Origin of the sequence: Pseudoalteromonas sp. SCSIO 43101, from assembly GCF_023650775.1 — a bacterium.
Taxonomy (GTDB): Bacteria; Pseudomonadota; Gammaproteobacteria; order Enterobacterales; family Alteromonadaceae; genus Pseudoalteromonas; species Pseudoalteromonas apostichopi.
In genome coordinates, this window is sequence record NZ_CP072673.1 from 2,561,296 (window position 1) to 2,574,999 (window position 13,704).

Sequence of the window (13,704 nt, forward strand, 5' to 3'; positions counted from 1 at the left end):
AGGTTAAGAGTATATAGTTTTACTGTGCATCACTACAACGCAGCGATACACTCCACCTCAACCTTTGCGCCCAGTGCTAAGCCACTGGCTGCAAATGCGCTTCTAGCAGGTAATTTAGTAAAAAATGGCGTGTAGGCTTGATTGGCTAAAGGCCAGTCTTGTATATCTGCCAACATAAGGGTGCATTTAACAACATCGTTAAAATCTAAATTGTGATCTTGCAAAACAAAGCCAATGTTTTTCATCGCCTGCGTCATTTGGGTGCTGATGTCATTGCCAGCCAAAGCCATAGTGGTTGGCAAGTTGCCTAATTGCCCCGATAAAAATAATAACCCCGCCGCTTCACGGGCCATCACAAACGGTAATTTTTCATTATCACCCAAGTGGATAAATTGGCCATTTTTAATCACATGAACAATGTTTTGGCTATTGGTAATCTCGTTACTTGGATCTCTGCTAAGCACTACAAGATTCGCCGTTTTACCTGCCTTTATCGAACCTGTTTTTTTCTCAATGCCAATCACTTTTGCACCATTAATGGTTGCAGCCTGTAGAGCTTCTAAAGGCGTTAAACCTGCCCGTTCAACTAATAACTGCATTTCATGGTGGACCATAGGCGTTTCAGTATTAAACCTGTCACTAGTCACATCGGTACCTGCTGCTATAGCCACACCTGCTTGATGAGCCAACTGTGTAAACAGCCCGCCCCACTCATTGAGCAATAACCCTTTTTCACCACGAGAGGCTTTGGTTTTATCAAATACCGTTAGGGTCGAGTCTAGAATAGTGCCCTTTTTTTTCATCTGCTTTATTAATGTTTGATAAGCTTCTAGTTGCTTTGCATCGCTTTTTTGCTGTTCTGTTAAGGCAACATTTTTACGGCGCATATCATAGAAATTCTCAATAACTTGCGCAGCAAAATCAGCAGCATGCGAAATTGTTTCAACCCCACCATTAACCGCTTCAAGCGGTGTTGCTGGGCCAATAAAAGCATGCGACCACACCTTAAGGCCATGTTTTTTAGCAGCTTTTGATAACTTTGCTACCACTGACCCTGGCACATTTGCATAAATTTTGATGCCGGTTGCCCCCAGCCCTTTGCTACGCAGCATAATGGCATCAAAGTCACTGTTTTCATCAACGGCTCGCATCCAATCCACAGTGCCCGGGATTTCACCTTTTGCAGAGGCGACTGTGCGGGGGTCAGAAAAGAACGCTTTACCACCAATAATCACAGAATAATAAATATCCGGTGATTGAATAATATCGTTATCGGCTTGTCTTTTAAGTGAGCTCAAAGCGCGGGTATCGCCGCCCATATCGCGCACACTTGTCACACCACCCTGTAAAAGCTGACGCAAGCGAGTGCGCGTGATTTCATCGTTATCTGAATCATCAGGTGATGTAGCATGGTGCACATGCGTATCGATTAAACCGGGTATTACATACTTACCTGCTAAATCGATTTTAATGACATCGTCGGCAAAGCGACGATAGCTTGCAGGAACAATTTGTTTGATTTTGTCATCTTCTATGATGATGGTTTGTGCTTCATTAACCGACAGTGCTTCCACGTCGATTAGGTTAACATTTTGTAATGCAATGGTTTGAGCCACCACCGACGACGATAAACCCAATGCAATGCTGGCAAGTAATGTGTTGATACCCGATTTCATGATCACCTCTTATTCTTGTTTTAGCTATCAACTTACACCTGAATTGCTTGGTTTTACATCTCACAAAAGTTTATAGTGTATAAACTTATAGTTTAAAAATAATAACAATGAACAAACTAGAAGCCGTCAGAGCCTTGTGCTTAGTCGCTGAATATCAGAGCTTTACTCAAGCTGCTAAGCAAATGCAGCTCTCTACCACCATGGTTAGCCGCTATGTAAAACAGTTAGAGCAAAACTTAGGCTGCTTGCTGTTAAAGCGGAACACCCGCAAAGTGTGTTTAACCGATGCAGGCCAGAGTTATGTACTGCAAATGAAGCCTTTACTTAATAAATTTAATGAAGTTGATGAAGAGCTTAGTGCGCTTAGCCAAGTGCCTAGCGGCAAGCTTGCTATTTCAACTAGTATAGAATTTGGCTGTCAATATTTAGCACCTTTAGTCAGTCAATATCAGTGCGCTTTTCCCGGTGTGAAATTAGATATTGTACTGTCTAATACGCCTGTTGATTTATTTGATAGCCAAATTGACTTAGCATTTAGAATTGCCCCTTCATTACCAGATGCCAGCCACATAGCGCAAACTGTTTGCCACTCATCATTATCTTTGTGGGCAAGCCCTGCATATTTAAAAAACCATGGCGTTCCAAAAGATATAGCAGCCTTATCTGAGCATAGATTACTGTTTTTCAACCATCATATTCGTAATGAACAATGGATATTTTGGGTAGATGGCCAGCATGTTTGCCGCAAGTTTAATTGGGCAATGACCTCAAATAATGGTCGATTTTTAAATGAAGCAGCGGCGGCCGGTGATGGGATAATTCAAGCACCCCGTTATTCAGTAGCCCCGTTTATAAAATCAGGTCAATTAGTTGAAGTGTTAGCAGAGCACACTTTAAAACCATTAACGATTGCTGCGGTTTATCCACATAGGTATGCGCTGTCAAATCGAGTTAAAACATTTGTTGAGCTGGCTAAACAGTATTTTAGCCAGCATCCGATCCCTTAAAGAAGTAGCAAGCTACCTAAACCTAGGAAGGTGACAAAGCCGACGATGTCGGTGACTGTGGTAAGGATCACAGAGCCAGAAAGGGCTGGATCGATTTTAAGCTTATCTAAAATCGATGGGATCACTACTCCTGATAACGAAGCAGCAACTAAGTTAAGTAAGATAGCGATAGTAATGGTTACACTTAACATGCCATCGTTGAACCAGAAATAAGTGAGTACACCAATTACAAAGGCCCAAACACAGCCATTTAACGCCCCTACTCTTAGCTCTTTTTTCAGCAGTGCTCTACGGTTGGAGTCGGTAACCTGACCAAGTGCTAAACCGCGCACAATAACCGTTAACGTCTGACTACCTGCAATACCACCCATTGAAGCGACAACCGGCATTAGTACCGCAAGAGCAACCACTTGCTCAATAGTTGCACCAAACAAACCGATAAACCAAGAGGCCAAAAACGCCGTTGCTAGATTAATACCAAGCCAAATACCGCGGTTTTTTGCCGATTTAGTGACGCTTGAGAACAGATCCTCGTCTTCACGTAGACCACCGGCTTTTGCAGCGGCTTCGTCGGTGACTTCTTGACGCAATTCATAAGCTGATGACACTGACAATCGGCCTAATAGTTTGTTGCCGGCATTCACAACAGGCATCGCCATTTGCTCACTGTGAATAACCACTTCAGCCGCTTCGTATAGGTCGTCATCAGCATGTAAAGCCGATACATCAAGGTTCGCGTAATCCAGTAGGCTGTCGTTATCATTGGCTTTAAATAAAGCATTGATAGCCACTTCACCAATCAATGTACCTTTTCGGCTGACTAGATAAATCACCTCGGTATACTGCGGTAAACCTTTTTGAAAAATTTTACGCGCGCCAGCCACGGTGAGTTTTTCTGACACTTTTAGCGCATCAAAATCGAGCCAGTGACCTAACTGCTCTGGATTATATTGCTGTGCAAGGTCGTACTGCTTTGTTTGAACTTCATCAAGTTGTCTGCGTGCATAATCAACAAAGCGCTCAGGAATAATTTCTTCAAGTTCAAGTAGCTCTTCTACACTGACTTCGTCAAGTAGCTTAAAGCCAGCGGCTTCTTCTAGACTTTGCAATAACCAGCGGCAACTATCCCCCCCTAAGTTAATGAAGATTTCATGCTGGGTATCTTCATCAAGTAATTGCCAAATTTCTAAGCGCTGCTCTTTGGGTAACGCTTCAAACAATAACGATAAATGCTCGGTAGAAAGCTTTTCTTTAGCATCAGCAAGTAACTTATTTTTGCGCGTTGTGGTGTCACACTGAAGCAAGTCATCAATTAACAGGGGAAGTTGGTCAACAGGATACTCAATCATTTGAGACCTCGGTTAATTACATCAATAACAATAGTCTAACGCAGCTTGAGAAAAATAACTGCCTAGGAATTGATATATTTTTATCTACACTTCATCCGTAATAAAGATGTACATAAAACCTTTTCTCCCTAAGTAGAGAATAAAAAATAATTACCCCTTTAATTGACTTGGCGTAAGCCCAGTCCAGCGCTTAAACGCTCGTCTGAAATTAGCAATATCATAAAATGATAAGCGCATGGCGACTTGCTCATTGCACTGCTCACGCATGGCAAGCAGGTAAATCGCTTTACGCTTACTTTGCTCATCATACAAAGTAGAAAAACGCACGCCATGAGCTTTTAGTTTACGCTTGAAAGTTGCGGGGCTCATGGCAAATTGGCTGGCTACTTGTTCTAAATTTAAGGCCGGATTTTGATAAATTAACCGGCTTACTGCTTCCACAAAAGTGCTGTTGGCAGAACTTAATGCCGCTAGTTGCGAGTTAATTTGTGAAAACCTAAAGCTACTAAACGCCGGGTTAGTAAGCCTAAGCGCTTGTTTATTCAAAATCCAACGAGTTATTGGCTTTTCAAAGGCGACTTTAAGGCCTAAATGTTGTTCGTATTCTTGGCTATGTCTGGCTCGTTTGTAGGCAAATTCGAACTGACAAGGTACCCGCTCACCCGCCACTTTTTTAAGGATTTGATAAAAAGCGGCGCTGTAAATCTCCATAACATACTGGCTTATTTCATCATCCAAACCTACTGCGTTTTGCAGCACAATGTAATACTGCTCGTTATGTACATAACTATAACTAAATAACAAAGGTGCCAGTTGCATGCGCAAATTGTGTAACTGCTTTAAAGCTTGCCCAATATGCTCTGCATGTAACACGCCTTGGGCGGCAACAGAGGTATCGTTTGCTAGTTGACTGCCTAATAAAAAGCCGCTGTCGGCTGATTTCATCAATTGCTTAAACTGCGTTAATAAGCGCACTTGCTGCGAGATACTAAACTGATGCTGCACACTCATTAAGTCTTGCTCAAACACCCCTGTGCCTCTGAGTAACTTATGTAGTGCAATGCCGCGGCTTAAGGCCAGCTCCACCAGCGTGGTGGTCAGTCCCTGTGCGGTGAGGTATTTGTCATCTTGATTAAGATACGGCTTCACAATGGCTGACTCTTTGTTGTTTTTGTTGTTGTAACTTAGCGTGTAAACGCGAGCTTAAACTTTGTGGCGTATCGCCTTGAACACTGCCTACTAAGGCCGCTGTTACATCTTGAAACTTAGCGTGTTTTTCGCCTTCGACCTTAAATGCACAATGGTTCAGCGCCGAGGTAATTTGCGCCAGCAGTTCTTTCGCTTGTACTGCGCTGGTATTTGGCATCAGCACCATAAAGCAGTCTCCCGCGTAGCGGCACACTACATCGGTAAGACGGCAATTCATCAATAAAAGCTCGCTCACTTCACCTAGTAAGCGGTCGCCTTCGATAAAGCCAAATTCAGCGTTAAAATCAGCAAAACCGCGAATATCAATGGCGGCCAATTGCAACGGTTGTGGTTCATTCAACTGCTCTTTTAATACCGCTTGTAAATAATCAGCCTTATAAAGTCCGGTGATTAAGCACACTAATTCATGCTCGCGATGCTGTGCTTCACGGCGCTTTAACTGCCTGTTAAGTACGTATTGTTCTTGGTGCCATTGATACAAGCCAAGGCTTGTGAAAATCATGCCAATCGGCGCAGGCAATGATTCTATCCATGTGAGCCATGTATTGGTGGGTTGATGTAACCACTCATCAAATAAATCGAGGGAAGCTGAAAACATAAAAAGCCCAAGCCCAAGCACTAAAAAGCTTGTTACTTTCCCAGGCGGCCTTGAAATAAGCAGTGCAGCTATCCAAGTGAGTGTCATCAGTACAATGCCACCCTCGCCTAAAATATCTAACCAAGCTATATCCGCAAGAGGCTTTAATTCTCCTGCTTGCGCGCTTAGCAAAAACGCAATCACAAACAGAGCAATGACTGCATTGGTTAAAAATCGATGATGAGTAAAAGGGTTAAATCGCATTTTAGATACCTAACAATAATTCACGCTGCCATGCTAACCCGTTAGCGTTTTAAGCAGCAGGGTCATATTAGCTCAATGATGTGACAGCAAAACGACAGTCAAACCTTATTAAACCCCTTAAGCACTGTATTTACCTTAAAAAGATAGGGTTATTGCAGCTCAAAAGTGTTTTTAAAACCCTCTAATCACTTGTTTTTACTACCTGTTAGCGACTTTCTGTCACATTTGCGTCATTTAAGCTGCGTACTTTGCTCGTCAAACCAAGGACAACCAGGAGCAACCCCATGAAACAATTTAAAACGAAGGCGTTAGTTAGCGCCCTCGCCTTATGTCAATTTGCCGCTTACGCACAAGATGAGCAAAGCAGCGAAGAGAAAAAAGTAAAAGTCTCTGAAGAGCTTGTTGTATATGGCGAAATCGGTTATCGCAACCGCTCACAAGAGCTGGCACCGACGCTTGAATACTCACAAGAATACTTTCAGCGCTTTGAACCTCTTACTGCCGGTGATGCATTAAAACGTGTACCCAGTGTGACGTTTTTATCAGATGTTTTAGAGTCTGATGGCGCGCGTATGCGGGGCTTAAGCCCCGCTTACACCAAGGTCCTTATTAATGGTGAAGAAGTACCTGGTGCTGGTGCTGACCGCTCATTTTTTGTTGACCGTATTCCTGCTGAGCTAATTGAGCGTGTTGAAATTATTCGTGCTTCAAGTGCAAACCGCTCTGCAGATGCCATTGCCGGTACTCTAAACATTGTATTGCGTGACGGTTACAGCCTAGATGGTGGTTACCTTCGTGCGGGTGGCCTGCGTTATGACGATGGCGAATTAAAAGAAAGCTTTGCCGGTGTTTACGGCACTGAGTTTGCTGGTGGCCGTTTGTTACTTGGCGCTAACTTACAAGGTCGTTATAACCCAAAACAGAAATCAAGCTTACGCTATGGCGACAGCCCTGAGAATAACGCCAATTACAAAACTGAAGAATTCGATAACCGCGAAGATCAATCAGATACTCGTGACGGTGACGATACTTCGCTAAATGCCAGCTACGAAATAGCCTTTGATGATGGCAGCAAGTTCGATATCAGCGCAATTTGGGTTGATACCGATCGAACTGAAGATGAGCGCTCATTCGAATATGATGACCCAACAGCAATCAATAACTCGATTGTTGAAGGCGGTAATCTTGAAACAGACAACGCCAATGTATCTTTCATCGACCAAACCAACTACAACATCAACTCGGGTTATGAGTTACCCCTTTTTGGTGGCACCAGTAAATTCAAGCTTGGTTTTGCAAGCTTTGAAGAGTCTGTTTACGAGCAAGAAGTAGAAATCGATACTTCTGAACTACCTATGGTGTTCGAGGAAGAAGAAGAAACTGTAGACCTTGATGACAAAGAATGGTCATTACAATGGCAACATAGCCTATTTGCAGGCGAGAACAAAACGATTCAATTCGGTGCCTTTGTACAAGGTAAAGAGCGAGATACCGCCGTCTATCAAGCCGAAGATGAAAGCGAACAAAGCTTTACAAGCTGGGATCAGTTCAGCAAAACACCACTGTCACTGGCAGGCTTCAATAACGAGTTTGAAGCAGCCGCTGGTGGTGTAAATAAACTCGAAGAAGACCGCCTAGACGTATTTGCGCTAGTGAAACACGAAGACCAAGACTTCTCGTGGGAGTTAGGTGTACGCTACGAAACAACCGACTCAACCATTACTGACAAAGCAGAAGGTGTGAGCGCTAAAAACGATTATGACTTTTTCTTGCCATCGGCACACTTACGCTACAACGTCTCAGAAAACGGCCGTGTGAGTGCCTCTGTAGCGCGTAGCTTACGTCGCCCTGATTTTGACTACATCACCCCCGCTCTACTTGAAAAAGAACTAGGCGATAACGACTTTTTAGGTAACCCAGACCTACAACCAGAATCATCGTGGGGTATGGACTTAGGTTATGAGTATCGCTTAGGTAAAAGCGGCGTCGTGGGTATCAATGTGTTCTACCGTGATGTTACTGACCTTATCGAAATTGCCAATACAGGCCAGCAAGGGTCAGAAGGTGATGGTACTTATATTTTGCAACCTCGTAACACCGGTGATGGCAATGTTCAAGGTATCGAACTTGATTTATCAACCCCGTTAAGCGCTATTAGCATGCCAAACACAGGAGTATTCTTTAACTACTCATGGCTCGATTCAGAAGTAGATGACACCTTTGGTAGCCGTAAATTCAACGACCAATCTGACTACGTATTTAACGTTGGTTTTATTCAAGACCTGCCTGATTTAGGCGCTTCATTCGGTGCAACTTACCGTAAACAAGGTGATGCTTATGGCCGCATCGTAGGTGAAGAAGTAACCACACACTACGGCGCAGACCTTGAAGTATTCGTAGAAAAACGCTGGCAAGACGTCACGCTTCGTTTAGTAGGTTCAAACCTACTAGATGCAAGTAAAGACGAAACCTTTAACAAGTTCGACACCGTTGATGACCAAATCAACCGCGACTTTGACGAGTATGAACTGGAGTCTGAAGAAGCAGGCCCGGTTATTCAGTTAATGCTGCGCTACGCATTTTAATACACAAAAGAGTTTTTAAGGCAGCGCATTGCTGCCTTGTTTTATATTTGGGGATCCCATGAATTTTACAAAACCACTTAACCTTGTAGCCAGTGCAGTGATGCTAAGCACCCTAGCAGCCTGTAGCCAAACAACAGCGACCGAGGCGCCAAGTAAAAACCAATTAACAGCCTTTGGCACAACTGAAAATATGCAAGGCTCACAAGCAGCAGCCCTTGCTGATGACGCTTGGTTATTGAGCTCACAAAGCCAAGGCTTACAACTCATTGATGCCACAGGTAAACAGCACGCATTACAAAAAGGTAATTTCGAAGCGCTCTCTGTTAAAGCAATCAACAAAAATAGTTACCTTGTTGCCAGCATCGATAACGAAGCTGACCAAGCAGTCATTTTTAGCTTACAAAAAGCACCAAAATGGCAGTTAACCGAAATTAGCCGTATCAGCCCACCTAAAGCAAAACCTGAGGCTGTGTGCTTATTTGCTAACCCGACAACTCAAGCTGTGTCGGCATTTGTGGCTGATGCCCGCGGCCTTATCCGCGAGACTTTAGTGTTTGATATTGCAAACAAACGCACATTAAACCTTGAATTACGCGAGTTTGCCGGTGTAAGTGAAACATCAGGCTGCGCGGTTGATGATAACAGCAAAACCCTTTACCTAAGTGAAGGTGAGCTAGGCATTTGGCAAATTAACGCAGATGCCGAATCTCGGGCTGATAAAAAGCCCATTGCTATGATGTCGCCATTTGGCAGCTTAGCGCCTGAAGTTGGCGGTTTAAGCACATCAGATGATGGCAGCTTATGGTTCACCACTTCTGAAGATAACCAATTACATCGCTACGAAAGCAATACTAAACGTTTTAGCAGCTGGCAATTTGCTGGAGAACTGGCAATTGAATCTGCCGCAGTGCGCTTTAATAATAATCAAGCTGACATCGTGTTATACGATGATGAATCTGGTCATTATGTAAAAGGTCAAATCGAGGGCCAAACCCAGAGACAAGCTAAGCTAAAAAATAGCGCTAAAACAACTGCTGTTACTTACATTAATGCACAAGCGCAAACCGATGCAGTACGTGCTTTTGGTGATGCCGCCGATGATCCTGCAATTTGGGTAAACCCAAGCAATGCAGCAAAAAGCCTGATTTTAGGCACCGATAAACGTCGTGGTTTAATGGTGTATGACCTTGCAGGCAAAGAGCTACAAGCGCTAGAAACTGGCCGTTTAAATAATGTTGATGTGCGCCAACATGCAAGTATCAACAACGCAACGAATACCTGGATTGCTGGCAGTAACCGTACTCATAACAGCATCAGTGTTTACAGCGTCGATACTCACAATCAGGTGCAACATATTGCAGAGCTGCCAACGACTCTAAAAGAAATTTACGGTATGTGTATGTACTCATCAAACACAGGCAACTATGTGTTTATGAATGATAAGTCAGGTCTGTTTCAGCAATACAAACTAATCGGTAATAATGAGAGCGTATCAGCACAACTAGTGCGCGAATTTAGTGTTCCGAGCCAACCTGAAGGTTGCAGTGCAGATGATAAAACCGCACAGCTATTTTTAGGTGAAGAAGACGAAGGTATTTGGTTTATTGGTGCTGAGCCTACAGCAGAAAATAAACCTGTAATGCTACAAACCGTGAACGATATGCTGGTGGATGATGTAGAAGGCATGGAAATCTATCACGCTAAAGATGCCCGTTATTTAGTGGTTTCTAGCCAAGGTGATTACAGCTATGTGCTTTATAAAATTATCGATGGCAATCCCCCTAGCCTTGAGTTTGCGGGTAAATTTGCAATCAGCAATAACCTAGAGTTAGCAATCGATGGCGTATCAGAAACCGATGGCCTAACGGTGACACCGGCTGCGCTACCAGGCTACCCTGAAGGGGTGCTAATTGTGCAAGATGGTTACAACCGTATGCCACAGGCACCGCAAAACTTTAAGATTATTGACTGGCGCGAAGTAAAAAAAGCCATTCAATAAATTACTCCGTAAAGGTGCTCGGTTTATCTGGGCACCTTTTTTATCTGAACATGTTTAATCAGTAAAATAGATAACTAAAGCCCCCTACTATTGCACCGTAAATTAGCATAGGCAAAAAGGTTTTCTTAAGCACTGGCCCTTCTTGATTATTAACTCCAACAATACTGGCTACAGCAATAATATTGCTAATGCAGATCATGTTCCCCATAGCCGCACCCGTTGATTGCAACGCAAGCACTAAAGTTTCTGATAAGCCCACTTGCTCTGCTATGCCATATTGAATACCGCCAAAGGTAAGATTAGACACCGTTGCCGAGCCCGAAAAGAAAGTCCCGAGCGCCCCCAAATATGAGGCAAATAATACCCAATGTTCACCACTTACATTAGCAAAGGTGCTCGCCATATAAAATATGGGCGCATTATGGCCACCTTGCATTAAAACATTAACCATCACCAGCGCCCCAATTAAGGCAATACATGGCAGAGCAATACGCCCTAAGGTATCGGTGCACATCTGTTTAACTTGTAGCTTGCTCATTTTAAGTAACGGTACACAGATCAGCACAACCAATACAAACGGGATCAAGGCCGGTACAAATAAGGTTTTATACGACCACCCCACTGACGTACCAAATATTTCGTGTAATGAAAGGATTAGGGCTTTACTTAATTCAAATTGAGCGAAGCCCAAATGCATGCTTATCCAGAGTGTTTCGTCGTTAAGCAATGCTTTAATGCCTAGCTGATGAATACGGGTTATGACCAGCACAACAATTAACAGTAATAACGGGAATAAAGCTAAAAACAGCGCTTTTGGTGTGAGCTCAACCTTGCCTTTCATGCTTTGTATATTTACAGCTGAGTTATCTAACCCCACTCCCTTATTCGCTAAAAAGATAGTGAGCAATAGCCCCACAGCACCGCCAATCAGTGATGGAAACTCATAATTCCACTGGGCAAACAACCAATAGGGTAAGACACATGAAAACACACTTAAATAAATGAATACGCTATTTTGACGCACCTTTTTTAATGGTAAAACAAGACACAGCGCAATCATAGGAATTACCAAAGCAGCAATAACATGACAAAGCGCCGTCCATTTTGAGATAGCCAGCACTTGTTCATCATCTAATTGTAGCGCCGAGAAACCAAACCAAGTAGGCGTGCCAACAGCCCCAAAAGACACGGGAATCGAGTTTAGAATCAAAGTAAAAACAATCACTTTAAAAGGCGAGAAACCAAGCCCGACCAAAATAGGCGCCGCGATGGCCGCAGGCGTACCAAACCCCGATGCGCCTTCGAGCATAAATGCAAATGCCCAACCTATGATCATCAACTGTGCAACCTGATTACTGCTAATAGATTCGAGCCAATGTTTAATCGTGGTTTCGGCTCCAGATATTGCCAACATGCGATTAAGTAAAATAGCCCCAGCAATAATCGAAATAGGCGTTATGACAGACAATACACCGGCAAACGAATTTGCAAGCAATAGCCGTAAATCAGCTTGAAAGTAAAACAGTTGCAGTAAAGCAGCGAGTAGCGCCGTTATTGGTAAGGCAATATAAGAAGCGATGGGGCTGCGTTTTACCATCATCCAGATCAGCACCAAAATAGGTAGTGCAGCCACTAGGGTATTCATGGGTTATCCTGTTGTTTTTATTAAGCGCTTTCCTTAATTCAAAGTATAGACAGGATAATCATAATCAGTATTTTTTATTTGTTAAATGAATGTACTGAGCCACCAAAGTAACAGTACTAACACAGAAATAGCGACTAACGCTTTGGTTTTGTGCTTTTGAATAATTCGCTCAGCCTGATTACCCGCGTAATACACAACCGCAGCAAGGGCAAAGTAGCGGATTGAACGAGCAATAACCGTTGCCAGTAAAAATAGAAAAATTGAATACTTAGTTGCTCCAGCGGCAAGCATGGCAATTTGAAATGGGATGGGCACAATGCCGAGCGTCAATACAAACCAAAAGCCTTGTGCTTGCATTTTTTGTTTAACTTGCTCAAATTGCTCTGGGTTTGAGAAGGTATTAATAACCCAATCCCCAACCACATCAAATAGATAATAGCCGAGGGCATAACCAAAAATAGCGCCGACAATACAGCCAATCGTCGCCATTAATGCAATTAACCAAAGCTTTTCACGACGGGCTTGCATTAACGGAACAAGTACAGCTTCAAGAGGTATTGGCACTATGGTTGACTCTAAAAATGATGCCACCGTAATCGATTTAAGCATATGTTTTGAGTCGATAAACTGCCGTGTTTTTTGCTTAAGCTTTTTAGCAATCGCCATTATTCATCCTTAATTTTTTTGTTGCGTTTTAGATTACAACAAAAACCCTTAACCGTACCTTACGGATTATGAATATAGCGGCTACGACCTTGGTTTTTAGCCAAATAAAGCGCCTGATCGGCACGCTTCATAGTATTGCTAAACGTTTCTGTAGTACGTTTAATTGCTGACCCCACACTTACGCTGAGCGTTTTACTAGGAGTAACCAAAACGTTACTTGCCATACATAGCAGTTGTTGACAGGTCTGGCTCAATATTACGCGATCATCAGTTGGTACGTATAAAGCAAACTCTTCTCCACCTATACGTGCAAATAAAATAGTTTGCTCTAATGCCTTGTGGCACTGCAGCACAAAATCAACCAGTACCTGATCACCCACATCATGGCCGTACTCATCATTTATCGCTTTAAAATGATCAATATCTACAATCACAATACTAAATGGTCGGTCTTGATTCTGTTGTACATAGTGATAAAAATATCGGCGGTTATAAGCCTTAGTAAGCACATCGGTTTTAAGCTCTTCCTCTAACTGTTCACGAGTTTTTGCTAAATCTGACAATACTAAAAACAAACCAAAACCAGTGACCAACATACCAATCGTTCGACTAATATCTTCAATATAAATCCCAACCCAGATAGGTTGGAACACTAGCTCATCAAGAAAGTCAAAAGTCAGCCCAACACTCCACAAAAAAATGGCCTTGTTGATCAAATACAGCTCTC

The 13,704-nt window shown here is 43.0% G+C and carries 10 protein-coding genes; 3 read left to right on the forward strand and 7 right to left on the reverse strand.

Annotated features, from left to right (window positions below):
* Nucleotides 1–32: 32 nt before the first annotated feature.
* A complete protein-coding gene (locus tag J8Z25_RS11940; protein WP_250661096.1) occupies nt 33–1,676 on the reverse strand; it encodes an amidohydrolase family protein in 1,644 nt (547 codons plus the stop codon).
* A gap of 107 nt (nt 1,677–1,783) precedes the next feature.
* On the opposite strand from J8Z25_RS11940, the gene J8Z25_RS11945 reads away from it, so the two are divergent.
* The gene (locus J8Z25_RS11945) at nt 1,784–2,683 is read left to right on the forward strand and encodes a LysR family transcriptional regulator (protein ID WP_130050938.1); all 900 of its coding nucleotides are present in this window, start codon (nt 1,784–1,786) and stop codon (nt 2,681–2,683) included.
* Here the strand turns inward: J8Z25_RS11945 and J8Z25_RS11950 are convergent.
* The 3 genes from J8Z25_RS11950 to J8Z25_RS11960 form a co-directional block, all read right to left on the reverse strand.
* Nucleotides 2,680–4,032, reverse strand: a complete 1,353-nt coding sequence (locus J8Z25_RS11950; RefSeq protein WP_250661097.1) for a magnesium transporter — start codon at nt 4,030–4,032, stop codon at nt 2,680–2,682. The genes J8Z25_RS11945 and J8Z25_RS11950 overlap by 4 nt on opposite strands.
* Before the next feature lie 150 nt (nt 4,033–4,182).
* Nucleotides 4,183–5,181 carry a helix-turn-helix transcriptional regulator gene (locus J8Z25_RS11955; RefSeq protein WP_250661098.1) on the reverse strand — a complete coding sequence of 333 codons (999 nt, stop codon included), beginning with the start codon at nt 5,179–5,181 and terminating at the stop codon, nt 4,183–4,185.
* Nucleotides 5,165–6,082: a GGDEF domain-containing protein gene (locus tag J8Z25_RS11960; RefSeq protein ID WP_250661099.1), complete on the reverse strand. Its 918-nt coding sequence runs from the start codon at nt 6,080–6,082 to the stop codon at nt 5,165–5,167. The genes J8Z25_RS11955 and J8Z25_RS11960 overlap by 17 nt, the downstream gene beginning before the upstream one ends.
* Before the next feature lie 284 nt (nt 6,083–6,366).
* Here J8Z25_RS11960 and J8Z25_RS11965 point away from each other — a divergent pair, with 284 nt between their 5' ends.
* Nucleotides 6,367–8,667: a TonB-dependent receptor plug domain-containing protein gene (locus J8Z25_RS11965; RefSeq protein WP_178927252.1), complete on the forward strand. Its 2,301-nt coding sequence runs from the start codon at nt 6,367–6,369 to the stop codon at nt 8,665–8,667.
* 58 nt (nt 8,668–8,725) lie between these two features.
* Entirely contained in the window at nt 8,726–10,666 is a 1,941-nt protein-coding gene (locus tag J8Z25_RS11970; protein WP_250661100.1) for a phytase, read from the forward strand.
* A gap of 58 nt (nt 10,667–10,724) precedes the next feature.
* Here the strand turns inward: J8Z25_RS11970 and J8Z25_RS11975 are convergent, their stop codons facing one another.
* From J8Z25_RS11975 to J8Z25_RS11985, 3 genes are all read right to left on the reverse strand, one after another.
* Nucleotides 10,725–12,311, reverse strand: coding sequence for an L-lactate permease (locus tag J8Z25_RS11975; RefSeq protein ID WP_250661101.1), 1,587 nt, complete (start codon nt 12,309–12,311; stop codon nt 10,725–10,727).
* A gap of 81 nt (nt 12,312–12,392) precedes the next feature.
* The gene (locus J8Z25_RS11980) at nt 12,393–12,977 is read right to left on the reverse strand and encodes a YqaA family protein (RefSeq protein WP_250661102.1); all 585 of its coding nucleotides are present in this window, start codon (nt 12,975–12,977) and stop codon (nt 12,393–12,395) included.
* Nucleotides 12,978–13,036: 59 nt separating this feature from the next.
* Nucleotides 13,037–13,693, reverse strand: coding sequence for a GGDEF domain-containing protein (locus J8Z25_RS11985; protein WP_250661103.1), 657 nt, complete (start codon nt 13,691–13,693; stop codon nt 13,037–13,039).
* Nucleotides 13,694–13,704 lie beyond the last annotated feature (11 nt).

Bases quoted from the DNA above. Each gene is read 5' to 3' on its own strand.
- J8Z25_RS11945 (WP_130050938.1), top strand. From the start codon at position 1,784: ATGAACAAACTAGAAGCCGTCAGAGCCTTGTGCTTAGTCGCTGAATAT.
- J8Z25_RS11965 (WP_178927252.1), top strand. From the start codon at position 6,367: ATGAAACAATTTAAAACGAAGGCGTTAGTTAGCGCCCTCGCCTTATGT.
- J8Z25_RS11980 (WP_250661102.1), bottom strand. From the start codon at position 12,977: ATGGCGATTGCTAAAAAGCTTAAGCAAAAAACACGGCAGTTTATCGAC.
- J8Z25_RS11960 (WP_250661099.1), bottom strand. From the start codon at position 6,082: ATGCGATTTAACCCTTTTACTCATCATCGATTTTTAACCAATGCAGTC.
- J8Z25_RS11975 (WP_250661101.1), bottom strand. From the start codon at position 12,311: ATGAATACCCTAGTGGCTGCACTACCTATTTTGGTGCTGATCTGGATG.
- J8Z25_RS11970 (WP_250661100.1), top strand. From the start codon at position 8,726: ATGAATTTTACAAAACCACTTAACCTTGTAGCCAGTGCAGTGATGCTA.
- J8Z25_RS11940 (WP_250661096.1), bottom strand. From the start codon at position 1,676: ATGAAATCGGGTATCAACACATTACTTGCCAGCATTGCATTGGGTTTA.
- J8Z25_RS11950 (WP_250661097.1), bottom strand. From the start codon at position 4,032: ATGATTGAGTATCCTGTTGACCAACTTCCCCTGTTAATTGATGACTTG.